Annotated in this window: 23 protein-coding genes and 4 pseudogenes; 8 read left to right on the plus strand and 19 right to left on the minus strand. The window is 37.3% G+C overall.

Annotated elements, in window-relative coordinates; genetic code table 11:
* Nucleotides 1-166: 166 nt before the first annotated feature.
* Nucleotides 167-469 carry a GIY-YIG nuclease family protein gene (locus tag N7U66_RS00335; protein ID WP_267676861.1) on the plus strand — a complete coding sequence of 101 codons (303 nt, stop codon included), beginning with the start codon at nucleotides 167-169 and terminating at the stop codon, nucleotides 467-469.
* A 182-nt stretch (nucleotides 470-651) separates the two neighbouring features.
* Entirely contained in the window at nucleotides 652-858 is a 207-nt protein-coding gene (locus N7U66_RS00340; protein WP_267678578.1) for a phage tail protein, read from the plus strand.
* Nucleotides 859-897: 39 nt separating this feature from the next.
* Here N7U66_RS00340 and N7U66_RS00345 read toward each other — a convergent pair whose 3' ends face one another.
* The 5 genes from N7U66_RS00345 to N7U66_RS00365 form a co-directional block, all read right to left on the minus strand.
* Nucleotides 898-2,379: a cytochrome-c peroxidase gene (locus N7U66_RS00345; protein ID WP_267676862.1), complete on the minus strand. Its 1,482-nt coding sequence runs from the start codon at nucleotides 2,377-2,379 to the stop codon at nucleotides 898-900.
* Nucleotides 2,380-2,448: 69 nt separating this feature from the next.
* Entirely contained in the window at nucleotides 2,449-2,712 is a 264-nt protein-coding gene (locus N7U66_RS00350; protein WP_267676863.1) for a hypothetical protein, read from the minus strand.
* A gap of 72 nt (nucleotides 2,713-2,784) precedes the next feature.
* On the minus strand, nucleotides 2,785-3,918 hold the full coding sequence (locus N7U66_RS00355; protein WP_267676864.1) for a PhoX family protein: 1,134 nt from the start codon (nucleotides 3,916-3,918) through the stop codon (nucleotides 2,785-2,787).
* Nucleotides 3,915-4,310: a hypothetical protein gene (locus N7U66_RS00360; RefSeq protein ID WP_267676865.1), complete on the minus strand. Its 396-nt coding sequence runs from the start codon at nucleotides 4,308-4,310 to the stop codon at nucleotides 3,915-3,917. Before N7U66_RS00360 ends, N7U66_RS00355 begins: the two co-directional genes overlap by 4 nt.
* 292 nt (nucleotides 4,311-4,602) lie before the next feature.
* The gene (locus N7U66_RS00365) at nucleotides 4,603-5,808 is read right to left on the minus strand and encodes a multidrug effflux MFS transporter (RefSeq protein ID WP_267676866.1); all 1,206 of its coding nucleotides are present in this window, start codon (nucleotides 5,806-5,808) and stop codon (nucleotides 4,603-4,605) included.
* A 121-nt stretch (nucleotides 5,809-5,929) separates the two neighbouring features.
* On the opposite strand from N7U66_RS00365, the pseudogene N7U66_RS00370 reads away from it, so the two are divergent.
* The 3 genes and pseudogenes from N7U66_RS00370 (at nucleotide 5,930) to N7U66_RS00380 (ending at nucleotide 8,879) form a co-directional block, all read left to right on the plus strand.
* Nucleotides 5,930-7,700 (plus strand): annotated as a pseudogene (locus N7U66_RS00370) (ABC transporter ATP-binding protein).
* A 14-nt stretch (nucleotides 7,701-7,714) separates the two neighbouring features.
* A complete protein-coding gene (locus tag N7U66_RS00375; protein ID WP_267676867.1) occupies nucleotides 7,715-8,164 on the plus strand; it encodes a DinB family protein in 450 nt (149 codons plus the stop codon).
* Between the two features lie 82 nt (nucleotides 8,165-8,246).
* Nucleotides 8,247-8,879 (plus strand): MarC family NAAT transporter, encoded by a 633-nt coding sequence (locus tag N7U66_RS00380; RefSeq protein ID WP_267676868.1) that lies wholly within the window; start codon nucleotides 8,247-8,249, stop codon nucleotides 8,877-8,879.
* Between the two features lie 39 nt (nucleotides 8,880-8,918).
* Here the strand turns inward: N7U66_RS00380 and N7U66_RS00385 are convergent, their stop codons facing one another.
* The 8 genes from N7U66_RS00385 to N7U66_RS00420 all read right to left on the minus strand — a co-directional run bounded on the left by N7U66_RS00385 (nucleotide 8,919) and on the right by N7U66_RS00420 (nucleotide 16,469).
* Nucleotides 8,919-10,460: an acyl-CoA carboxylase subunit beta gene (locus N7U66_RS00385; RefSeq protein ID WP_267676869.1), complete on the minus strand. Its 1,542-nt coding sequence runs from the start codon at nucleotides 10,458-10,460 to the stop codon at nucleotides 8,919-8,921.
* A gap of 6 nt (nucleotides 10,461-10,466) precedes the next feature.
* Entirely contained in the window at nucleotides 10,467-11,906 is a 1,440-nt protein-coding gene (locus N7U66_RS00390) for an acetyl-CoA carboxylase biotin carboxylase subunit (RefSeq protein ID WP_267676870.1), read from the minus strand.
* Nucleotides 11,907-12,004: 98 nt separating this feature from the next.
* Nucleotides 12,005-12,490 (minus strand): acetyl-CoA carboxylase biotin carboxyl carrier protein subunit, encoded by a 486-nt coding sequence (locus N7U66_RS00395; protein WP_267676871.1) that lies wholly within the window; start codon nucleotides 12,488-12,490, stop codon nucleotides 12,005-12,007.
* A gap of 90 nt (nucleotides 12,491-12,580) precedes the next feature.
* Entirely contained in the window at nucleotides 12,581-13,249 is a 669-nt protein-coding gene (locus N7U66_RS00400) for a PrsW family intramembrane metalloprotease (protein ID WP_313791347.1), read from the minus strand.
* A 354-nt stretch (nucleotides 13,250-13,603) separates the two neighbouring features.
* Nucleotides 13,604-14,161, minus strand: a complete 558-nt coding sequence (locus N7U66_RS00405; protein WP_267676872.1) for an NUDIX hydrolase — start codon at nucleotides 14,159-14,161, stop codon at nucleotides 13,604-13,606.
* A 107-nt stretch (nucleotides 14,162-14,268) separates the two neighbouring features.
* Nucleotides 14,269-14,433 (minus strand): hypothetical protein, encoded by a 165-nt coding sequence (locus N7U66_RS00410; protein ID WP_267676873.1) that lies wholly within the window; start codon nucleotides 14,431-14,433, stop codon nucleotides 14,269-14,271.
* Nucleotides 14,417-15,160, minus strand: coding sequence for an aminotransferase class V-fold PLP-dependent enzyme (locus N7U66_RS00415; RefSeq protein WP_267676874.1), 744 nt, complete (start codon nucleotides 15,158-15,160; stop codon nucleotides 14,417-14,419). The genes N7U66_RS00410 and N7U66_RS00415 overlap by 17 nt, the downstream gene beginning before the upstream one ends.
* Before the next feature lie 220 nt (nucleotides 15,161-15,380).
* Nucleotides 15,381-16,469: a M42 family metallopeptidase gene (locus N7U66_RS00420; protein ID WP_267676875.1), complete on the minus strand. Its 1,089-nt coding sequence runs from the start codon at nucleotides 16,467-16,469 to the stop codon at nucleotides 15,381-15,383.
* 123 nt (nucleotides 16,470-16,592) lie between these two features.
* Here N7U66_RS00420 and N7U66_RS00425 point away from each other — a divergent pair.
* Together N7U66_RS00425 and trhA are read left to right on the plus strand one after the other, a co-directional pair.
* Nucleotides 16,593-17,290 (plus strand): annotated as a pseudogene (locus tag N7U66_RS00425) (DUF4294 domain-containing protein).
* Nucleotides 17,290-17,916 carry a PAQR family membrane homeostasis protein TrhA gene (trhA, locus tag N7U66_RS00430; RefSeq protein ID WP_267676876.1) on the plus strand — a complete coding sequence of 209 codons (627 nt, stop codon included), beginning with the start codon at nucleotides 17,290-17,292 and terminating at the stop codon, nucleotides 17,914-17,916. The pseudogene N7U66_RS00425 and the gene trhA overlap by 1 nt, the downstream one beginning before the upstream one ends.
* Before the next feature lie 352 nt (nucleotides 17,917-18,268).
* Here trhA and N7U66_RS00435 read toward each other — a convergent pair whose 3' ends face one another.
* The 3 genes from N7U66_RS00435 to N7U66_RS00445 form a co-directional block, all read right to left on the minus strand.
* Complete coding sequence (locus N7U66_RS00435) at nucleotides 18,269-18,697, minus strand: DUF4268 domain-containing protein (protein WP_267676877.1); 429 nt, start codon at nucleotides 18,695-18,697, stop codon at nucleotides 18,269-18,271.
* A 65-nt stretch (nucleotides 18,698-18,762) separates the two neighbouring features.
* Entirely contained in the window at nucleotides 18,763-19,434 is a 672-nt protein-coding gene (locus N7U66_RS00440) for a ZIP family metal transporter (protein WP_267676878.1), read from the minus strand.
* Nucleotides 19,435-20,166 (minus strand): class I SAM-dependent methyltransferase, encoded by a 732-nt coding sequence (locus N7U66_RS00445; RefSeq protein WP_267676879.1) that lies wholly within the window; start codon nucleotides 20,164-20,166, stop codon nucleotides 19,435-19,437.
* A 90-nt stretch (nucleotides 20,167-20,256) separates the two neighbouring features.
* Between N7U66_RS00445 and N7U66_RS00450 the strand changes: the two genes are divergently transcribed.
* A complete protein-coding gene (locus N7U66_RS00450) occupies nucleotides 20,257-21,417 on the plus strand; it encodes a THUMP domain-containing class I SAM-dependent RNA methyltransferase (protein ID WP_267676880.1) in 1,161 nt (386 codons plus the stop codon).
* 18 nt (nucleotides 21,418-21,435) lie between these two features.
* On the opposite strand, the pseudogene N7U66_RS22390 reads toward N7U66_RS00450, so the two are convergent.
* The 3 genes and pseudogenes from N7U66_RS22390 to rlmD form a co-directional block, all read right to left on the minus strand.
* Nucleotides 21,436-22,154, minus strand: a pseudogene (locus N7U66_RS22390) (DUF6048 family protein).
* The gene (locus tag N7U66_RS00460) at nucleotides 22,120-22,665 is read right to left on the minus strand and encodes a DUF6452 family protein (protein ID WP_267676881.1); all 546 of its coding nucleotides are present in this window, start codon (nucleotides 22,663-22,665) and stop codon (nucleotides 22,120-22,122) included. The pseudogene N7U66_RS22390 and the gene N7U66_RS00460 overlap by 35 nt, the downstream one beginning before the upstream one ends.
* 13 nt (nucleotides 22,666-22,678) lie before the next feature.
* Nucleotides 22,679-24,092, minus strand: a pseudogene (gene rlmD / locus N7U66_RS00465) (23S rRNA (uracil(1939)-C(5))-methyltransferase RlmD).
* Nucleotides 24,093-24,283 lie beyond the last annotated feature (191 nt).

Here is a 24,283-nt window from a genome sequence, read left to right on the forward strand (position 1 = left end):
TCATTACGAGGAACGACGGTAGGAGCGACGTGGCAATCTGTTGAATAGGAGTAATGAGTATAATCGTATCTCAATTCAAAAGATTGCCACGACCAAAGGTCTCGCAATGACGATGCTATCATAAGGTTGCCGCGCTACGCTCGCAATGACGAAAACATAAAAAACAATGAAGACCGCTCACGTGTATTTTATGGCGAATAAAAACAATACCACCATTTATGTTGGTGTGTCTTCATATTTAGTAAAAAGAGTGTATCAGCATAAAAACAAAATATATAAAGGGTTTACTTCAAGATACAACTGCGATAAATTAGTCTATTTCGAAGCTTATGACTCTATAGTAGAAGCTATAGCTAGAGAAAAACAAATTAAGAAAGGGAATCGGAAAAATAAGGAGAAACTCATTGCGACAATGAATCCTGAATGGAACGATTTATCTGATGGTTGGTTGTTTAATTTTGATTCATGAGATTATTCACGCATAATAATGTATTAAATTGGAGTTCATGAATGCTACGCATGTGCCGCGCTCCGCTCGCAATGACGAACATTACGGTCATTGCGAGGAGTGACGTTAGGAGTGACGTGGCAATCTGTTGAACAGGAGTAACAAGTATAAAATGAAGACCGCTCACGTGTAATTTATGGCAAATAAAACAATACCACCATTTATGTTGTTGTGTCTTCACATGTAGTAAAAAGCTAGTTGAAGGTGGCCAGGTCGCCATGCAATGGGAACTCAAAAATACCTGGCCGACTAAAATTACCAGTACCGATTTAAAATCTGATGGTAATGAAGTGGCTGTGGATACACTTGAAATGGCTCACGAACAACTCATTATTACAAATGGTAGTTAGGCGTTTGAAAAAGTGGTTCCTTCGGTTAGAATGACGTTTTTAATACGGCGTTTCCACTTCCGAATCATTTAAAGTCTTTAAATAGGCTATGATTGCTTTTTGCTCTGCTTCAGTAAGGTTTAACGCGCTAAAGGGTAACGTTTGGTATTTTAAATCAAACCCCATACCCGAGCCACCACCAAGATTGTAGAAATTCAATACCTCTTCTAACGTGCTGTATACACCGTTGTGCATATATGGCGCTGTTAATGCCACGTTTCTAAGCGTAGGTGTTTTAAATAGGCCTTTATGCAGTGGTTCTTGGTATTTCCAATAAAACCCTAAATCATCATCTAATGTTTTATTATCGGCCGTTTTAGGGGTGCCTATCACTTCTCTTTCAGTTTCTTTAAAAAAAGGCGGAACAGTGCCATTGGTTAAGGGCATAAAATGGCAAGTTGCACACAAAGCTTTTCCCATAAATAAGTTTAAGCCTAACGTTTCTTCAGCGGTAAATGTGTTTTCTTCTCCTCTAATATTTCTATCAAATTTAGAGTTAAACCCATTTAACGTAGATATATAAGAGGAAATCGCTTTTATTAATTCCGTATTCTTCGTGGGTGTTTTTCCAAATGCAGTCTTAAATTCTGAAACATAAGTGGGATCTTCTAAAATAGCCTCTGAAAACTCATGCACGTTACTTGCAAATTCTTTGTCGTTTGTAAATACAGAGGAAATTTGATCAATAATGCTTTCTGAACGCCCGTCCCAAAAAAACGATTGTTGAAACACGCTGTTAATTAACGTTGGGGTATTGCGTTGTAAAGGACGTCCTTTATTATCCGGATTTAGAGCCATCCCGTCGGCATATCCTTTTTCAGGAATATGGCAAGTGGCGCAAGACATACTATTGCTTGTCGACAATCTTTTATCAAAAAACAGTTTTTTTCCTAAAGCGATTTGCTTTCTTGTGGGATTGAGATTGGTAGCAGGCGTGAAGTACCCGATATTAAAACTATTATCTTCAAAAAAGGTGGGTGCGTCAAAATTGAAAGGTTCGCTAGTTACGGGCTCCCAAAGCTGAGATTGCTGCCTTATTTTCACCCAGTGTCCGGTAATGGGATTCATATAATCCCGAATGAAAACAAAGCGATCGAACGTATCAAAATCGGTATGATTCTCAAGATAGCTCGTCGCTTGTGTTATCGTTTTTCGAAATCGAATATCTAAAACTTCATTTTGTGCTTTTATGATGGGCGCTAAAGAGTGGTCATAGATAAATACCAAACTTTCTAAGGACGATTTAGATTCCTCAAGTCCTAAATGACTTACTGGTGTGTCGAAACCCGTGATGGCTAAACTTATAATACGAAACAGTTGTTGGTGTGTGGCGATAAAAAAACGTTGTATTGTCACAGGACGTTGTTCTATATTGCTTAGTAATACAGAAAATAAGCCTTTTGTGACGTAGAGTTCTTGTTCAAAATCGGTTAAGGATGTCGCTTCTTCATAAATACTTTCTTCAATTTTTTGTAAACCCACAGGGTTTAAAATTTTGCCTGTATCTTCTTTATAAATGGGTAACGCTGGTCCATTCGCGCGATGACCTACTTACGGATTTAAGTAGGACGCATACGGCTCAGCTTTTTTAAAAGCCTCTCGCGTGCGCTCAAAATAGAATTTAGATTTTTTACCCTTCATGCCTTCCTGTTTTAAACTGTCTAGGTAAGCCATGGCTGTACTCATGTTATCCAAATAATATTGCTGAGCAAAGGACCACTGTATAACGGCTTCAGTTTTTGGTGCATTCCCTTTACAAGAGGAGAGACACATTGTGATGAAAAGGAAGCCTATTATTGATACGATTCTGTTCATATTTTTATATGTTAATAAACAAATGAATCCCCATAGGTTATGGAGATTCATTGTATAGCGATTATTTTTAAATTATCTTGGTAAACCTTGCAATAAAAGAATTTGTCCCCCTTGATTGTGAGGCTGATTTGCAGAGGCAAATTCATCACTTTTCCAGTAATGTGGTTGCAAGTTTAGCATAAACGTATCCGGTTGTCCCAATTTATCTGAAACGTCAATAAGCGCTCCAAATTCTCCTGAATAAGCAGTGCTTCCCGAAGGATCAAGATTACTTTCTGTTTTGAGTTCTAAAACAACAGCGGCATTGTTTCCATTTAAATCGGTCTGATAGATTTGTGCGGCATGCCCACGACTAAAAGAATTTGGGTCTTCTTGTATGTAGATATAGTTTTCTGTGACGCAAATATTATCTGGACTTTGTAAAGCACTTAAATTACCATCCATATTGTTTGTATCTGTATTGCCACTCACGATTTGCTTTAAGGTGCCTTGCAAAGGGTTTACTGGGTCTAATACTAATTTATAAATCGTTCCCCAATCATTATAAGTACCTTGACCAGGACCTCTACCAGTTACGGCGAAGAACACATTTCTTGCATTGGCATCACTGCCTTTTTGATAATCTACATCTTCTACACGCATGAATTGAGATGCAAAAACGTTGGTACAGGCGGTTTCCATTTCGTTTTTAGTGAAGCTACTGCCATTAACGATCTCTACAAATTCTACGGCGTAAGACGATTGAAAATCTAAACTGCTTTCATTATAAACTGTATTGGGCGCCACATTTTGTACCCCATTGGTGCCATTTGAGACCTGTTGAAATCTTAAAACATAGATTTTCCCATTGTCTAAATCGGCATCGCCATTCTCAGATAAATACATGATAAGCTGACCTTCAGAGCCACTGGAATCATCATCACCACCAATAATTACTGTTTTACCCGAATAGGCAGTTTTAGGTAAGGGCACAGCATTTTCCCAAGAAAATTCACCAAGGGCGTCTAAGCCAAAATCGGCTGTTGGAGTAGGTATGGTCACCCAAGGATCAATAGCTTTTACGTCGTAGGCAATACTTTCAGACGCTGATAAAAAGAGATCTTGCGAGCCCCCATGAATGGCAGCCTCCCACATGGTACCCGAACATTGTCCGGCATAATCTGCAACACCAGCATTTAGTAACCATTCCCCTTTAATGGGGTTCATGTTTTCATCAAAACGAATTCGGAAACACTATAGTCATCTTCAGCATTTACAATATAGATGTATTCGTCGCCATCTTTTAACAATCCAGCACCGTCTTGAGCACCCACCAGACGGAACCCATTGGACAGCACATCTGTAGAACTTATTAAAGAATAAGCAGTGACCGAATTAAAATTGGAGTGTATGTTTACTAACGGACTCAATAGGGATTTGTTTGAAAATAATAAAGGCGAAGGCGTGAAATCATCACCGTCTGATCCATCGGTTCCATTTTGTCCATCGGTTCCATCTTGCCCGTTAAGACCATCTTTGCCATCCTCGCATGACATGGCAAGAAATCCTATGGAGCAAAACAGTAAGACTAATAATAAAAGTTGTTTTAATGTGTTCATCGTTTTTTTAGGTTGTTAGATTAATTGTTCCAAAATTAGTCTTACCACCTCTTAATGATGTTAACAAAAAATGATGCTTGTTTTAAAAAAACCTTACGCGAATGTTACTAAGTTATTTAATTGTGAAATTTGAGTATTTGATGTAAATACCGCATTTAAATTCAATATTTTATAGATGATTTTTGAAGGCATAACCATATTTCAAATATTGAAGTTAAGAGAAATCTCTTGTGTTTGGTTTTTCTCTTCTAGAAATATTTTTTAGAAAATTGGGGTGTAAAAGTAGTTTTGTTTAGGCCTTAGCAACAGCTGCCTGCTGCCTTCTAACATATATAAAAACGAGGAAAGACAACAAACCAAAAAACGAAAAGCCTATAAAAAGGGGTAACACCGAAGTCTTTACATAACTCCCAATAAAATTCGCAATAGGTACTGCCATAACTGTGGAAATAAAACCATTAATAGCAGAGCCCATGCCGGCAATATGGCCCAAGGGTTCCATGGCCAAGGCACGTAAATTTCCAAAAAGTAAGCCTACAGCAAAAAATTGGAACATAAAGAAACCAATCAGCACATAAATACTCGGGTTGTTCCCATTAAAAAAGATAAGAATATAAAGCATGGAGATCATCATATAGGCGATGGTGGCAATATAAGCAATGCGCATAGATCCAAATCTCATAACCAAACGGCTGTTCATAAAGGTAGAAGACCCTACTGCAAGGGCAGATGTGGCAAAAAAGTACGGAAACAAGTCCCCTAAACCATATTGGTCTTGAAATATTTGTTGCGAAGTACTGAGGTACACCATAAAAGAACCGGTTATAAAGCCGGACACTAAGGTAAAAGCAACAGACTCCTTATGTTTAAAAAATTCTCTGGCACTAATGGCATAGCGTTTTAATGAAAATTTAGTTTGATATTCCTTGTGAAGGGTTTCGGGTTGTCGTCTCCAAAACCACACAATAACTAATAAGCCAACAATAACATTCACATTAAAAATAGCTTGCCAGTTAGCGACATGTAATAAAAACTGCCCTAAAGTGGGGGCAACGACGGGTATAAGAATAAAAAACATGACTACGATCGATAAAATTTTTGCCATATGATCGCCGCTGTAACTATCGCGAATCATAGCAATGGCTATAGTACGCGGAGACGATAGGCCAACACCTTGGAGAATACGCCCAATGATCATCATTTCGAAACTTTTAGTGGTCACACAAACGATGCTGGCGATTACAAAAATAGCAAAGCCAAAATACACCATTGGTTTCCGACCAAAACTATCAGACAAGGGTCCGAAAATAAGCTGACCAAACCCTAAACCTAAAAAGATCATGGTAATCAATAATTGATTGTTTGCCGGGTCTGTAACACCAATATGATCACCAATCTCAGGCAATGCCGGTAATAAGGCATCTATAGAGAGGGCGACTAGGGACATAAGTGCTGCCATTAAAGCAACAAACTCAGCTTTTACAGGTTGATTTTGCATGCTGCAAAAATAGTGTAAAAGGAAACATAAAAATAACAATCACTTTAATTAACAAAACATTGACTTTTGGAATAAAATATGAGGCGTTTCAAACGTATCTTTGTGATTCAAATTTTAGAGTATGCAGCATTTTAAATCGTCAGATAAAAAAGAGAAAGGAAAACCAAAAGTGACCTTAAAACAGGCCTTTAAAACAATCATCTCGCCCGAGACGAAAACTTGTTTTTATAGGCTTAGTGCTTATTGTCATTCGCAGTTTGTCTGGATTGGTCTTGCCTTGGCAGAGTAAAGTATTATTGGATGATGTGGTGCCCAGTAATGACACTAGTAAATTATGGACACTCATTGTAATCGTTATTGTTGCGATTACTATTCAGGCAGTCACTTCGTTTTTACTCACAAAAATATTAAGTGTTCAAGCGCAGTATTTAATTTCTGAATTGCGTGCTCAAGTACAAAAGAAGGTTTTATCGTTACCCATTCGTTTTTTCGACAATACAAAATCGGGCGCTTTAGTATCACGTATTATGACAGATGTTGAAGGCGTAAGAAACTTAATTGGTACAGGTTTAGTGCAATTGGTGGGCGGTTCGTTTACGGCTATCGTGTCTTTAATTATTTTGATAAAACTGAATGCTTGGATGACACTCTTCGTGTTTGTGCCCCTATCCATTTTCGGAATTATCGCATTAAAAGCCTTCAAATACATTCGTCCTATTTTTAGAACCCGAGGCAAAATTAATGCTGAGGTTACGGGGCGTTTAACAGAAACACTGTCTCGGCGTTCGGGTGATTAAAGCCTTTAATGCCGAAGAACAGGAAAATAAAATTTTCGAAAAAGGGGTCGATAGACTCTATCAAAATGTAAAAAAGAGCTTAACGGCAACCGCGTTAATGACCAGTTCTTCCACTTTTTTAATAGGAGTCGCCACTACTGGAATCATGGGTATTGGTGGTTATTATATGATGATAGGTGAAATGACTACAGGAGATTTTCTGTTCTTTACTTTGGTTTTAGGCTTTATGATAGCCCCTATTGTACAAATGAGTAATATTGGCAGTCAGTTAACAGAAGCTTTAGCCGGTTTAGATCGTACCGAAGAGTTAATGAATATGGCTACCGAAGAAGACGATACCAACAGAACCATTGCACTTAAAACCTTAAAAGGCGATATGGTGTTTAATGACGTGTCTTTTGAATATGAAGCGGGTAAGCCGGTGTTGCACAACATTAGCTTTAAGGCAGATTCGGGTTCGGTCATTGCCTTAGTTGGTAGTTCGGGTTCGGAAAATCGACCATTGCAGGATTATCTGCGACGTTCTTAAATCCGAAAACAGGAACCATTACTATTGATGGTGAAGATTTATCGCAAGTGAAATTGAAAAGCTTCAGAAAACATTTAGGCGTGGTATTACAAGATGAATTTTTGTTTGAAGGCACCATTAGAGAGAACATTATGTTTCCGAGACCTAATGCTTCCGAAGCACAAGTGCAGGCCGCTGTAAAAGCCGCCTATGTGAATGAGTTTACAGACCGTTTTGATGCTGGTTTAGAAACCTTAATTGGAGAAAGAGGCGTAAAATTGTCTGGTGGACAACGCCAACGTATCGCCATTGCAAGAGCTATTTTGGCCGACCCTAAAATTATAATCTTAGACGAAGCCACCTCTAATTTAGATACAGAAAGTGAAGGTTTGATTCAGAAGAGTTTGGCTGAATTAACGAAAAACAGAACGACGATAGTGATTGCCCACCGTTTGAGTACCATTCGTAAAGCCGATCAAATTTTAGTGATTGAGAATGGTCGTATTGTAGAACGTGGGAATCATGACGCCCTAATTGCTGCCGAAGGCCGGTATTATGACCTGTATACTTATCAGGCAAAAATATAATTTGAGTATTGCTTATGATGACTACGAGCTTAATAAAACTATTTCATAAGGATTTAACAAAGCTAAAGCAGGAATTGGAGTGCTATACCAATGAAGCGCTTTTGTGGGGCGTTACAGATGGGATCTCTAATTCTACAGGGAACCTGTGTTTGCATATTGTGGGGAACCTCAATCATTTTATTGGTGCCGAATTTGGTAACACGGGTTACGTAAGACAACGCGACTTAGAGTTTTCTTTAAAACAGGTTCCCGGAGCTGAATTAATTCAACAAGTCGATCAAGTCATGGTTATTGTTGAAAACACTTTAAAGACATTAACCCCTGAGGATCTACAAAAAGATTACCGGCGTCGCGCAGATGAAGATGCCATGACCACCGAATATTTTTTAATGCATTTAGCCATGCACTTGGCCTACCATTTAGGTCAAATAAATTATCACAGACGGCTATTGGATTCTCATTAAAAATTTTACAATTTGGTAACTTTTCCATAAGATTATTTTAACCAATACCTCTAAAAAGAAGCGTCCCTTTGCTAAAAAAACAATGGAGTTATTTTTAGTCGCCTTTGGGGCCTTATTCTCGATTATGAATCCTTTAGGAACCGTGCCTGTTTTTGTGGGATTAACAGAAGAACACAGTAAAAAAGAACGGGCCATCACCGCCTTTTGGACGGCTATAGATGTTCCGGTCATCCTATTATTGTCCTTTTTTGCAGGGAATTATATCTTGTCTTTTTTCGGGATCAGTTTAAATGCTTTAAAAATCGCAGGAGGTCTCATTATTGCTTCCTCAGGATTTGCTTTGCTTACTGGTAAATTTAGAGAGCATAAAGGGATGAAATTACAAAGAGTACAAGACGATATTCATTCTCGTGATGCCATCTCACTAACCCCTTTAGCCATACCTATGTTGGCTGGTCCGGGAACCATTTCTTTACTGATTAGCTACAAGCAAGACTACCAAAGTACTGTAGATGTTTTAACGATTGTCGGGGCATTAGTATTAGCAGCGTTAACCATTTATTTAATATTAAAAAGTGCCCATTTTATTGTAAGATTTTTAGGAGCCTCCGGTATTAATGCCTTGTCTAGAATTATTGGTTTTATCGTTATCGCTATTGGGGTGGAATACATTATTGCCTCGGTGGTTGATATCCTGTCTCATATGCCCTTTTAAAAAACAAAAAGACACTCTATCCGGAGTGGCTTTTTGTTTTTATAACGGAATGTTTCCGTGTTTTCGTTTTGGTCTATCGACTTCCTTGTTTTCCAGCATAGAAAAAGCCTTGATGAGTTTTCGTCTCGTGTCTTTTGGTAAGATCACTTCATCAATAAAACCACGCTCTGAAGCACTGTAGGGGTTCGCAAATAACTCGGCGTATTCGGCTTCTTTTTCTTTCCACTTTTGTTCGGGATTGTCGGCCGATTTAATTTCGTTTTTAAAAATAATTTCAGCGGCACCCTTGGCACCCATAACCGCAATTTCGGCACTAGGCCATGCAAAATTCATGTCTGCTCCAATGTGCTTAGAGTTCATAACATCGTAAGCACCACCATAGGCTTTACGCGTAATAACAGTCACTCGGGGTACTGTTGCTTCGCTAAACGCATATAACAGTTTGGCACCATGTACAATGATCCCGTTCCACTCTTGGTCTGTTCCTGGTAAAAAGCCTGGGACATCTTCTAATACCAACAAAGGAATATTGAAGGCATCACAGAATCTTACAAAACGCGCAGCTTTTTTAGAACTGTTAACATCTAAAACACCCGCTAAAAACTGTGGCTGATTGGCAACAATACCGATACTTCTTCCACCAAGACGTGCAAAACCAACAATAATATTTTCGGCATAATCTTTATGGATTTCATAAAAAGAATCGGCGTCAATAATACCGCTAATCACCAGATGCATGTCATAAGGCTTGTTTGCATTGTCGGGAATGATGTGAGACAATGCGTCTCTAAGCTCTTCTTTAAGCTCAAAAGGCAATAGGGGTGGGGATGTTGTATTGTTTTGTGGCAAATAGCTTAGTAGTTTTTTTATGTCTTCTAAACAGGCAATGTCATTAGCAGATGTTTTGTGAGTCACACCAGATTTTGTAGAGTGCGTGCTGGCACCACCAAGTTCTTCTGAAGTTACCGTTTCATTAGTAACGGTTTTAACCACGTTAGGACCGGTAACAAACATATAACTGGTGTCTTCCACCATTAAGGTAAAATCGGTCATGGCTGGTGAATACACCGCGCCTCCTGCACAGGGCCCCATAATAGCAGAAATTTGCGGAATAACCCCTGAGGCTTGTACGTTTTTATAAAAGATATCCGCATAGCCACCAAGAGAGCGTACGCCTTCTTGAATTCGGGCCCCACCGGAATCGTTTAGGCCAATAATAGGGGCGCCAACTTTTACAGCCAAATCCATAACCTTACAAATTTTTTCGGCGTGGGTTTCAGATAAAGAACCACCAAACACCGTAAAATCCTGAGCAAAAACATACACCAATCTGCCGTTTATGGTACCGTAGCCAGTAACCACACCATCGCCATAAAACTGCTGCTTTTCCATGCCGAAGTCTTTGGTTCTATGGGTTACTAAAGCACCAATTTCTTCAAAAGACCCTTCGTCTAACAGGTAATTAACACGCTCGCGCGCGGTTAATTTCTTTTTCTCGTGTTGTTTGTCAATTCTATTTTGCCCACCACCTAAATAGGCCTGTGCTAATTTTTCGTTTAAGTCTTTTATTTTAGAATCCATGATAGTCTAGTTTGGTAAACGTAATCGTTTTTGATCTTCCATATATTGTTTTACAGCCACTAAGGCTGCAATTTTCGCCTCTTCTTCTTGTTTTGCCTTTAAGGCTTCAGGGGAATAGTATTGTTTCACAAAATGCGTATTGAAGTGTCCCGAACGGAAGGCCTCGTGTTCAAAAACAAAGCTTCCGAACGCCAATGTCGTGCTCACGCCTTCAATTTTATAATCATGAATGGCTTTTAGCATGAGTTGAATGGCTTCATCTCTCGTTTTTCCATACGTGATTAACTTAGAAAGCATGGGATCATAGTAAATGGGAATATCCATGCCTTCTTCAAAGCCATTATCGACACGAATATTGTCGCCAACAGGCAATTGGTAAACATTTAAATGCCCCACACTGGGTAAAAAATCGTTTAAAGGATCTTCGGCATAAACGCGCAATTCTAGAGCGTGTCCTGTGATTTTTAAATCGTCTTGTTTTAAAGGCAATACTTCACCACGTGCCACTCGGATTTGAAGTTCGACTAAATCGGTGTTAGAAATTAATTCGGTAACGGGGTGCTCCACTTGTAGCCTGGTATTCATTTCCGGAAAGTAGAAGTTGTGGGCATCGTCTAAAAGAAATTCAACCGTTCCAGCACCAACATAATCACAAGCTTTAGCTACTTTTATAGCCGCTTCTCCCATGGTATCACGTAATGCTGGAGTTAAGACCGAGGATGGGGCTTCTTCAACGACTTTTTGATGCCGCCTCCGGATGCTACATTCTCTTTCAAAAAGATGAATAACATTACCGTGCGTATCTGCCATGACTTGAATTTCTATATGACGCGGAGAGGCTACATATTTTTCGATAAACACAGACCCATCACCAAAAGCGTTAACCGCTTCACTGATGGCCCTATCCATTTGAGCTTCAAAATCGGCTTCTTTTTCAACGACACGCATGCCTTTTCCACCGCCACCAGCCGAGGCTTTAATGAGTATTGGAAATCCAATTTGTGTCGCTATAGTTTTCGCTTCAGCAATATCTGTAATCGCTTCATCGGTTCCAGGAACCATTGGGATATTATAGGCTTTCACAGCTTCTTTAGCCGCTAATTTACTTCCCATCATTTTTATAGCCTTCGACTTAGGGCCTATAAAAATGAGGTTGTTTTGTTCTACTTTTTCAGCAAAATCGGCATTTTCACTTAAAAACCCATACCCAGGGTGAATGGCATCTACGTGTAACTGTTTTGCGACTTCTATTATTTTATCTCCTAATAAATAGGATTGATTGGAAGGGGATTCCCCAATGAAAACCGCCTCATCGGCATATTTCACGTGTGGTGCATTTCTATCGATAGTCGAATAAACAGCAACCGTTTTAATGCCCATTTTTTTTGCAGTTCGCATCACGCGAATAGCAATCTCTCCTCTATTAGCAACTAATAATTTTTTCATAGTCATGCCCGCGAATGCGGGTATCTTATTAATTTAACTTTAATTTTTTTTAATACCTACAAGGTTTTGGAAACCTTGCAGGACAAGCAGTTATTCGATTATTCGAATTCGATCAATAAAACACCTTTCTCAACCGCTGCACCCTTGGTCACAGCAATAGATTTAATAACGCCATCTCTAGGAGAAAGGATACTATTCTCCATTTTCATGGCTTCAAGGATTAATAAAGGGTGGTTTTCCTCAATAGTGTCTCCAACGGCAACACTAATATCTAAAATTAAGCCGGGCATTGGTGCTTTTATTGAATTGACTAGTTTTGAGGCACCTACAGCAAACCCCATGTCTTTTATGAGTACATCTAAGGCATCTGAAATGGCCACGGTGTATGTATTGTTGTTCACTTTTACAGTGTATTCTTTGTTGTTGAAATTGGCCGCGGTAATTTCCGTTTGAAACGGACTATGGTCTTGTAGAATGTGGCTTTTGGTGTTTGAAATTTTTATGGCATCTAAGCTAGAAACCTGGTCCTCTGTAATATCAAATTCGGAAGATCCATTGACGTTAACTTTATAAATCGTAGTCATAAATTGGTGTTTGAAAGGTCATTATAATGAGTTATAAAAATAGGCTTTTGATCTAATAGTTTATTCGTTTGAGTAAAAAATTATGGGGTTTTAAAATGAGACGCCATTTGATGTTTTCGTATGGCTTTTCTCGGATAAGAAAACACCAATAAATAAAGAGATAAAAGCACCAACCCAAATACCAGGAATAAAATCGATGAACAAAAAGAAATCATAAGTACCATGAAACAAGATGGCTAACAATAACCCGGCGAGATTTAGCTTTATTCTGTTATTCGAGAACTTGGCTTTTCCCATAAAATAGCCCATTAAAATTCCAAAAGTGGCATGGGCAGGCACCGCAGTAAAAGCCCTTAATAAGGCAGTGGACGGCCCGCTTTCTAAGACATACATAATGTTTTCTGTCGCTGCAAATCCCATAGAAACCATCACGGCATATACGATACCATCAAAAGGCTCATTAAACGCGACTCTGCGTTGTGCAAATAATAAAACGATAAGGTATTTGCTTAATTCTTCACTAAAACCTACAACAAAAAAGGCCTGTACGAATTGTTGTAGCACACTTAAACCGTTGGTTAGTGGGGCCACTACATGAAAAACACTATAAAGAAGTGTGGTGATAATGATACTAACCACTGCGCCCAAGAGAAAAGAAACGAAGAGTAAACCTGTGGGCTCTTTTTCGTATTTATCTTTTAAATAAATATAAACGATAACTGTAAATATAGGTGCAAGCGCAAAGACAATTAAATCCATAAAACGAAAGTATGAAAAATAAAAAGAACCCTCCTAATTTCCTTTTCAGAAATCATATCGCCCTTTTTTAAAAGGTAGGAGCAGAATGATTAAACTTTATTGCTAGCTGATTAAATAATTAAATTTGAATAATTAAAGAATGAAAGCAAATAATAAGGAATCCAGTAAAAAAAAAGCAAATAGTCTTAACTATCTATAGTAAATGAGTAGTATTCAGTAAGCAAAGTGGTGTAAGTGAGATTGAGTAAGCAAAGCAGAGTGGTGCTCTCCTCTTTTTTTTAAAGAGGAGAATGAATTCAGATTTTTCTTAAAAAATCAGAAGAAAGAGGAGTTAAAATCAGAAGAAAGAGGAGTTTAAAATGACGCTATTCTTTTCTGAATACGCTCTAAAACGAATTCATAATATTTTCTATTACTTGCTACAAAATGCCCATTCGTTTCAGAATGTTGTAGTAAGTCTTTAAACGTTGCTATGGAAACCAGTTTTATAGCTTCCACTTCTTCATTTTGAAGCACTAACGCATGAATATCAACTTTTAATTCCGCAATAAACGTATGATGAAATTCATTATCAATAATGCCATTGGGATAGGTTTGAAAACATTCGAAAACGCCAATTTTATGTAAATCGGTTTCTAAAATTGTCAGCCCGATTTCTTCTTCAATTTCTCTTACAGCACCGTGGGTTAAGGTCTCACCGGCATCAATATGACCAGCGACGCTAACATCCCAAAGTAACGGGCAAATGGCTTTTGTAGCTGCGCGTTGCTGGAGCAGTATGTGGCCTTCAGCAGTATAAAACCAAATATGTACGGTGTTATGGTAATAGCCCTTACTATGAATTTCAGATTTTAAAGCTGATGTTCCAGTGGGTGCTCCTGATTTAGTGACTATATCAATATATTCTTCCAAAATTAATTCGTTTTTTTTAAAACTGAAGTCAGACATTTTACAAGCTTGCTAAAATCTTCAGTAGTATTAAATAAATGACACGAAATCCTGATGTAATTCCCTCTAAACTACACGAATATGTTTTCTGATTTTAATGCCGTTTTAAGGGCCGTTACCTCTAGGTTTTTAGGTAATTTAATACCAAATAAATGATGTGTTCTGTAATTAGCATCCTCAATCTCGCAACCTAAGGCTTCTAATGCTTCAACAGCCGCTTTAGAAATGTTCGGCAATAAGTTTGAATGGCTTCGGTGTCCATTCTATAATTTGTTTTAAAGCTTCGATCTGCATTTTTACATAAATAAAATTGCCGCTTTCACCAACACAATATCGGTTTGCTAAGGGTTTGTATTCCGGTTGGTAATGAGTTAATCCGGCAAAATTTTCACTGTTTAATCGATTCGTCCAGTTTTCTTCAATGGGTGCGCCGTGATCAAAATAGGCACCATAATAAGCATAAGCACAACCATAGGGACCAAATAACCATTTATAACCTGCACAAATAAGGGCATCGGGTTGAATCTCTTGTACCGAAAACGGTAATGCGCCCACCGATTGACTGCCATCAATGATGAGTAAAGCACCATGCTGTCTACTTTTCGCTCTAATGGCTTTTAAATCGAATAAACTACCATTAGACCAATGGATATTTCCCATGGCAACCACAGCTGTTTGATCTGTAATGGCCTCTAAAATAGCTTCGTTCCAAAGTTTAACTTTGTCGGTGGTTACATTAGGAGCAGCAATGGTTTTGATTGTTGCCTGATATTTATCTGCTAATTTTTGCCAGGAATAATAGTTGCTTGGAAACTGTTCGTCTATGATTAAAATGTCATCATTTTCTTTTAAAACAATATTATTTGCAACCGTAGCCATCCCATACGAGACGGAAGGAATAGTTGCAATGCGATCAGGGTCAGCAACAGCTACCAATTTTGCAAACAGTTTTTTTAGTGTCATTACCGGTTCAAAATAATCTGGACCTGTAATGGTATGAGGCCTGTTTTTTTGTTTTAACCCTTCTAAACCAGCCTCGTAAATGGCTTTAAAAGCGGGTGATTGGCTTGCGGTGTTTAAATAGGTAATCGCTTCGGAATGTCGAATAAATGCTTTTTGTTCTGTAAATCCATGTCGTGTTTGAGAATAAAAAAAGCCTCAATAAAGAGGCTTAATAGGTATACTATTCAAAATAAGAGAACGTTTCGCCTTCTTTAATATTAAGAAGGGTTTCGTAAATCATTTTTATTACATTTTCAACATCCTCACGATGCACCATTTCTACAGTGGTATGCATGTAGCGCAACGGTAACGAAATTAAGGCAGAGGCCACCCCGCCATTGCTGTAGGCAAAAGCATCGGTATCTGTGCCAGTGGCTCTTGACAAGGCAGAACGTTGAAACGGTATTTTATTAGCTTCGGCAGTGTCTGTAATTAAATCACGTAATTTTTGTTGTACAGCAGGGGCATAGGCAACTACAGGTCCTTTACCCATTTCTAAAGCACCTTGCTTTTTCTGTTCTATCATGGGCGTGGTCGTGTCATGCGTCACATCTGTTACTATAGCCACATTTGGTTTAATACGGTGTGCTATCATTTCGGCACCACGCAATCCAATTTCTTCCTGTACAGAATTGGTAACGTATAAACCAAAAGGTAAGGTTTTTTTGTTTTCTTTTAATAAACGCGCGACTTCAGCAATCATAAAACCACCCATTCTGTTATCTAAGGCACGACAAACAAATTTATCGTTATTAAGCACATGGAAGGTGTCCGGATACGTAATCACACAGCCTACATGCACACCCAATTTCTCTACCTCTTCTTTTGTTTCACAACCACAATCAATAAAAATATTATCTGGTTTAGGTGCTTCTTCTTTAGATTTGTCACGAGTGTGAATAGCAGGCCATCCAAAAACCCCTTTTACAATGCCTTTTTTAGTATGAATATTTACAATTTTACTTGGAGCAATCTGGTGATCACTACCCCCGTTTCTTATAACATATACAAGGCCATTGTCGCTTATATAATTAACATACCAAGAAATTTCATCGGCATGACCTTCAATGACAACCTTATATTTTGCTTCGGGATTAATCACGCCTACAGCAGTACCATAGGTGTCTGTAATAAACTCATCTACATAAGGTTTAAGGTAGTCCATCCGGATTTTTTGACCGTCCCACTCGTATCCCGTTGGTGCGGCATTGTTTAAATATTTTTCTAAAAAGTCCATAGACTTTTTGTTAAGTATGCTCTTTTTTGCCATTATTTTTAATTTTTGTCTAAAATAACAATATTCAAGTGGAATTGGAAGTTAGCATTAAGTTAATTAGTAATTTTGTCTCTCTAAAATTCTATATTTGGAATGATTTTAGCAGCTATTATTGATATGAAATATTTGATATACTTTTTTTTATTGTTTCCTATTCTGAATTTTGCTCAGGTGGATGCGTATGAGCAAGACGCTACAGAGGTTCAATATATTATTATTGAAGGGGATTCTATTCCGCGTGAAACTATTGACTTAGAAGAAGTCATACTATTGCACAAACTAAATTTTGACAGTAAGCAAGATCAAAGACGTTACTATATTTTAAGACGAAAGACGTTAAAAGTATATCCTTATGCTAAGTTAGCCAGCGAACGACTAGATTCTCTAACCCAAAGAATAGGAAGTTTAGAGTCTAAGCGCAAGCAAAGACAATACGCTAGAAGAGTACAGCAATATATAGAAGAAGAATTTTCGGGAGAACTGAAAAAACTAACGCGAACGGAAGGTCAAATATTGATTAAACTTATTCATAGACAAACAGGAAAAACTACTTTTGAGTTGATTAAAACGTTGAGAAATGGCTGGCGTGCGTTTTGGTTTAATAACACAGCGAGTTTGTTCGATATTTCTTTAAAACGCGAGTTTGATCCGAACATGTAAAGGAAGATTATTTAATTGAAGACATCCTGCAACGCAATTTTCAATCGGGAGTTTTAAAAGAACAGAAATCTGCTATCGAATTTGATTTCCTGGAATTGACCAATAAATGGTTTAAAAAAGAAGATAGAACTACTAATAACTATCCTAAATCTTAATGAGAATACAAACGAAAAAGGAAGAATTGTGGAATGCGATAACGCACGGTATTGGAGCTGTTTTAGGGATTATTGGTTTACTCTTTTTAGTCTTCAATAATACCCAAAAAACAAGTTGGAGTCTATTTAGCGTTATTGTTTATGGGGTGTCTATCGTGATTCTATTTGCAGCCTCTACCTTGTATCATTCTGTTTCTAGTGAAAAGAAGAAACATTATTTTCGTATTGTAGATCATATTAGTATTTACTTACTTATCGCAGGTACTTATACGCCGGTTTTATTAATTAGTTTGGAACAAAGCTTGGGGTGGACGCTTTTTTATGTGGTGTGGGGTATCGCTGCGTTTGGTGTTGTTTTAAAACTGTTTTTTACAGGACGGTTTAATGTGTTTTCTACACTGCTGTATTTAGTTATGGGTTGGTTGATTGTATTTGATTTTTCAAACCTAAATACCATCATGGATGCTGGAGGTATTATTTTACTCATGCTTGGTGGGTTGTTGTATACTGTTGGGATAGTGTTTTATGCCATAGACAAGCAACCTTTTTTTCATGTTATTTGGCATTTATTCGTGTTAGCTGGTGCCGTATGTCACTTTTTAATGATTTATTTTTACGTGATATAGATAGGGCATGTGGCGGCTTTAAATTTATTAATGTCATCTTCAGATTAAAACAAAACTGTCATTTGCCCCTTTACGCTATTTGTCCCAAGGCCCCTCTTTTATTACAGGAATAAAAGCGTTTCCATCGTAGCGAAAAAGCCCTTTCCAACCGCCAAACCAAAATCGATTTTCACGATCTTCAAAAACACTTAATATCCGCACCTTCACTGGTCTTTAAATGAGTAAATGATACGCCGTTATAACGGTACACACCATTATTTTCAGCAGCAAAGCAAATATTTCCCTGCTTATCTTCATATAATCCGCCTATAATTGAATCTCGTATGTTGAATCTTTTTATAAAGTCGAGTGGTTAGGCCTTAATAAAATCTTCATACTCATAAAAGAACGCTTCAAACAAAGCCATGTGTTCATTGAAAAATAACATAACGTCTTGCCAGGTGTTTTTATTATGAATGGAGACTTTTTGATCCAATACCACCGAGACTCTAGAGATTTCTTTACCGTTTTCTAAAAAATATGCTTCTTCAAAAATAGCATCCGGCAAAAAATCGGTTTTAAGTATAGTTTCTAAAGATTGGAGCTTTTCCCAGTAGGTAATACGATTTTCTAAATCGTCTTCCAGGTCCAACACCACTGCAGCTTGTTTATTATCAAATTGAAACTTGAAACTAAAGCCCTTTATTTTTGTATGGTATAACAGCCATTTTCTTGGAAAAGATTTCCCAAAGCTGGTCCAGAACTCTTGTTTTAGTTGTTTCGATTCTTCTTGTGAAAACACGTTTTCAAATTTTTAATTATAAGTAAATGGCGCATTACCTTTTAAACCAACACTCTTTTCTTTCTTTAGATAAAATAAGCAATAACAACAGCCAATACGATGGTTGCTAATTTTGTGATATTAAATTTATGATCTTCATTACTTTCAAATAGAATCGTAGTAGATATGTGTAAAAAAATACCAATAACAATCGCCGAAATTTCTAAAAAGTAGGTTTCAAAAAAAGTGAAATTTTCAGACAGATACACCCCCAATGGTGTCATAAAAGCAAAGAGCATCATAAATAATAATGATTTTCTCTTAGGCATTTTAGAGGCTAAAAAAAAGGTGGTTAAAATGACTGCCACAGGTAGTTTGTGAACGATAACACCATAAATTAAACTCCCATGTGCATGAATGGGGATCCCTTCTAGAACACTGTGAATACTTAAACTTACAAATAATAACCAAGGAAAAGCGGTGGCGTTCTTGTTAATATGTACATGTCCGTGCTCTGCCCCTTTAGAAAAGAACTCTAAAACGATTTGCAATAAAATACCAACCATAATAAACAACCCCACGTTTTTGTTTTCTGTATGGTAAACTTCCGGTAAAAAACTAAAAACAGTAATAGATAGGAGGAAGGCCCCACTAAAAGCAAGTAGTAATTTTAAGTTTTTAGGTTGTTTAGGTTTTAAAACCACGACAATGAGAAAACCTAAAACGACAGTCGCTACGGGTAATAAAAGATTCAGCATTTATTTGAAAATGAGAATTAAACGTTCAGATTGTTTTCTATGGTATTTATTTAATTTATGATCGCCAAAAACATCTAGTAAATAGACGCCAGCTTTTTCAAAAAGCGCTTCAAAATCTTTTAATGTTAGCGCTTTTACGCGTTCCTGAAATTCAAAATCCTCTCCGTCTACAGTAAATGAAATGTCTTTAATAAGGTAGCCATTATCTACGTAACGTTTTTGATGAAAGGTGATGCCTTCCACGGTTTTTGAGTTTTCCGAAACAAGATTTTCAATAATGTATTCGCTATTTAGAAAATCTATAACACCAAAGCCCGTCTCGCTTAAATTGGCTTTTATCGCTTTAATGGTATTGAGGTTATCTTCTTCATTATCAAAATAGCCAAAACTGGTAAAGAGATTAAAAACGGCATCAAAAGTCTCAGGATATGGTTTACACATATCATGAACCTCAAAATTTAAGGTCTCGTTTTCAAATTGTTTGGCATATTCAATACTGTTTTCAGACAAGTCGACACCAGTGACATGGTAACCTATTTCATTTAAATACACAGCATGCCGTCCCTTACCACACGCTAAATCTAATATTTTTCCGTGTTCAGGAATGTTTAAGTAATTGGTGAGATTCGTCATGAAAGTTTCAGCTTCTTCGTAATCTCTGTCCTTATATAATATATGGTAAAATGGTGTATCAAACCATGACGCGTACCAAGTAGTGTTGTCTTTTATCATAATATTTCCCATAAAATCGGGAATCTCGATTTAGTTTATTTCACGTTAGCACAAAAATAGAGTATTTTTGCTTTCTATTGGATGAAAATAATGGAAGATAATTTCAAAATGGTTGCCAAAACCTTATTTGGCTTTGAAGAGTTACTAGCAAAAGAATTAATACAACTAGGTGCACGAGAAGTGAAAACGGGTGTGCGTAACGTGAGTTTTGTTGGGGATAAAGGGTTTATGTATAAGGCTAATTTAGGGCTACGTACAGCAACTAAAATATTAAAACCGATTAATACGTTTAGAATTAGGAGCGAGAAAGATTTGTATGATCAAGTGTACAAAATGGATTGGAGTAAGTATCTAAAACCTTCTGGTACTTTAGCTATTGATTCTACTGTGAATTCTGAAGTTTTTAATCATTCGTTATATATTTCTCAAAAAACGAAAGATGCTATTGTTGATAAATTTAGAGATGAAACCGGAGAACGTCCCAATGTGGACTTAAAGTTTCCAGATCTAAAGGTAAATGTCCATATAGATAGAGAAACGTGTAATATTTCTTTAGATTCTTCCGGGGATTCTTTGCATAAAAGAGGCTATAAATCGGCAACGAACATAGCTCCTATAAATGAAGTATTAGCCGCGGGATTGATTATGTTGTCCGGTTGGGACGGACAGAGTGATTTTATGGACCCTATGTGTGGTAGTGGTACGCTTTTAGCTGAAGCAGCGATGATTGCTTGTAATATACCCCCTAATTTAATGCGTAAAGAATTTGCTTTTGAGCGTTGGACGGATTGGGATGTGGAGTTATTTGAAAAGATTGAGGAATCGTTGCTGAAGAAAACACGTGATTTCCACCATAAGTTGATAGGTTTTGACAAATCACCCAGCGCTGTAACAAAAGCGATTGAGAATTTAAAAAATGCCCATTTAGATGAATTCGTGACCATTAAACATGAAGATTTTTTTAAAACCCAAAAAGGAGGAGACGATAAACTACATATGGTGTTTAATCCACCGTATGGCGAACGTTTAGATATCGATATGGAAAGCTTTTATGCGAATATTGGAGATACCTTAAAACAAAATTACCCCAATACCGAGGCTTGGTTTATTACTTCAAATTTGGAGGCATTAAAACACGTGGGCTTGCGTCCTTCTAGAAAAATACATCTCATGAATGCCAAACTAGAGTCGCGTTTAGTGAAGTATGACATCTATGCTGGGAGTAAGAAAGGGAAGTATATGAATAACTAATTCTTAGGAATGCTTCTTTTACTTATTCTTTTTAAAAATGGGAATTAAATAAGAGATGGTATAACTATACCCCGCGCCAAACTTACTGCTATCATAGGTTTTGTTAAAACCAGGGATATACAAATTGTCAAAATTTTCAGGGTGATCGTCAGATATTAAACCTTTAAGTTGCGCATTTAAACCTACAAAGAGATTATTGAGTACTTCAGCTTTAATACCAATTACAAATTCTACCCAAAGGGCTGAAAGGCCACTGAATTCTTTAGATTCCGTATTTGTAAATTGTGGTGCCCAGTATTGATCTTCAACATATACGGTATAACTGTTTCTGGTTTGAGAAAACGTGCTAATACCCCCTCTAAAGCCTGAGTAAATCATATTCTCCATGCCTAGCCAGTTGGTATACATGTTATAATCTAAGCCGCCTTTAAAGTAACTTCCGAAGCGGTAACATTTAAAAAATCGGTAGTGCTTGTTTTTTCTTCATTACCCAACTCTGCTGCAATATACCAGCTTTGTGTTAGTCTAAAATCGCCGTTTAATTCAAAACCCTTATAATCTTCATCGATAGCAGTACGGATTAACTTACTCAAATCGGCACCAACACGTAGTCCATATTTTTGAGTGTATTTTATGGAGTCTGTAACTGTTGTTTTTTTATCCTGAGCGTTAACAGTAAGACCACATAATAGGATAAGGCTGCTAATGACGTATAGTCCAGTGTGTTTCATCTTCATTCAATACAGATTGATTTTCGTTTGTTGCGTCTTCAAATAGCATCCAGTTATCACCATCGGGTTCAATAGTTACAGAGACGTTTTCATAAGTCGTTTTATAACCACAGGCGCGGGACACATAAAGGTCCTTAATTTTATAGGTAATAGTTATGGTATCTGCATTGCCAGTTGTCATATCATCAACATACTCTTTATAGACAACGAACTTTGTTTCACCTACATATTCGATTTCGCCTTCCTCTTCCACTTCAATTCTATCTGTTTTGAGAGGTAAAATCATTTGTAATTCACTACTACTGCCACTATAGGCTTCCAAAAAGCGAGAACTATCGTCCGGATCTTCAACTCTTAAGCCAGCAACGTTTTTTGTACTTTCCGGATTGGCCAAATCCCTAAACTCAAAGATCATTCGTGGTGTTACAGGGGTGTTTTCATCACATAAGTCATCTTTTTCGCAGGTAAATAGCGAAAAAGCGCATACAGCAAACACCATTATTTTGAGGTTTTTCATTTTAGTTTCTATTCTAACGCTTTTCTAAAAGTACAATATTTTCTACATGAAACGTTTGCGGGAACATATCTACAGCTTGTACTTTAGTGACTTTATACAACGCATCCAAGAGTTCTAAGTCTCTCGCTTGTGTGGCGCTGTTGCAACTTACATAAACTACCTTTTACTGGCGCAATGTTTAGTATTTGTTTAACAACATCTTTATGCATTCCATCACGAGGTGGATCGGTAATAATGACATCTCGGATGACCATGTGCCGCTATAAATTGCTCATTAAATACGTTTTTCATGTCACCAACAAAGAATTCAACGTTATCAATGCCATTTAATTGTGCATTTTCTTTTGCAGCAGTAATGGCATCAGGTACAGATTCTACACCTACCACCTTTTTAGCTTGTTTGGCAACAAATTGAGCAATAGTTCCCGTACCCGTGTACAAATCGTAAACCAATTCATCACCTTTTAAATCGGCGAACGTACGGGTTAATTTATATAATTCATAGGCCTGAGCAGAATTGGTCCGGTAGAAAGATTTTGCATTAATCTTAAATTTCAAGCCTTCCATTTCTTCAAAAATATGGTCTTTACCTTTATAACAAACCACTTCTTGATCGTAAATGGTGTCATTCGCTTTGCCGTTTATAACATATTGAAGCGAGGTGACTTCCGGAAATGTTTCGGCAATATAATCGAGTAATAACTCACGTTGTTGTTTGTCTTCTTTAAAAAACTGAACCAAAACCATGAGGTCTCCCGTTGACGCCGTTCGAATCATTAAAGTACGTAACAATCCAGTTTGATTTCTGGTATTAAAAAACGCCAAACCATTTTCTACAGCAAATGTTTTTACCCCATTTCTAATGGCGTTGGATGGATCTGCTTGCAAATGACATTTTTTGATGTCTAGAATTTTATCCCACATCCCAGGAATATGAAAGCCAAGTGCATTTCTATCTCCAAAATCTTGATCACTTTGTATTTCTTCTAAAGTTAACCAACGGGAATCACTAAATGAAAATTCCATTTTATTTCTGTAAAAGTACTGCTCGCTAGAACCAAGAATAGGCGTGACTTCGGTAATTCGATATGGCCAATTCGTGTTAGGTTGTTAGTCACTTCCTTTTGCTTATAGAACAATTGATGCTCATAGGCCATATTTTGCCACTTACAGCCTCCACAGACTCCAAAATGTTGACATTCCGGTTCTGTACGTTTGTCACTCAAGGTATGAAAAACGGTAGCTTTACCTTCATAATAAGCCTTACGTTTTTTAAAGGTTTGTACATCTACGACATCACCTGGTACTGCGTTTGGTAAGAAAATTACTTTTCCATCTGGTGCCTTTGCTACTGTTTTTCCTTTTGCAGCAGCATCTATTACTTCAACATTTGTGAAGATTTGCTTTTTATTTTTACTTCTTGCCATAAGTGCAAAAATAGTTTCTTTTTTAGTCACAAAAAACACTATCCAAATATTTTAATTCAACCTTATATTTAGTAATTTGCAAACTCTTAGGGATGATTTCTCTCCCACGCTGAATTTTCGATTCTCGCCTGCAATAAAATTATGGTGAGTTTAGACTTCGAAAGGAAAAAGGTACAGAAGGAATGGCTACT

This window comes from Lacinutrix neustonica (genome assembly GCF_026625145.1).
Taxonomy (GTDB): domain Bacteria; phylum Bacteroidota; class Bacteroidia; order Flavobacteriales; family Flavobacteriaceae; genus Lacinutrix; species Lacinutrix neustonica.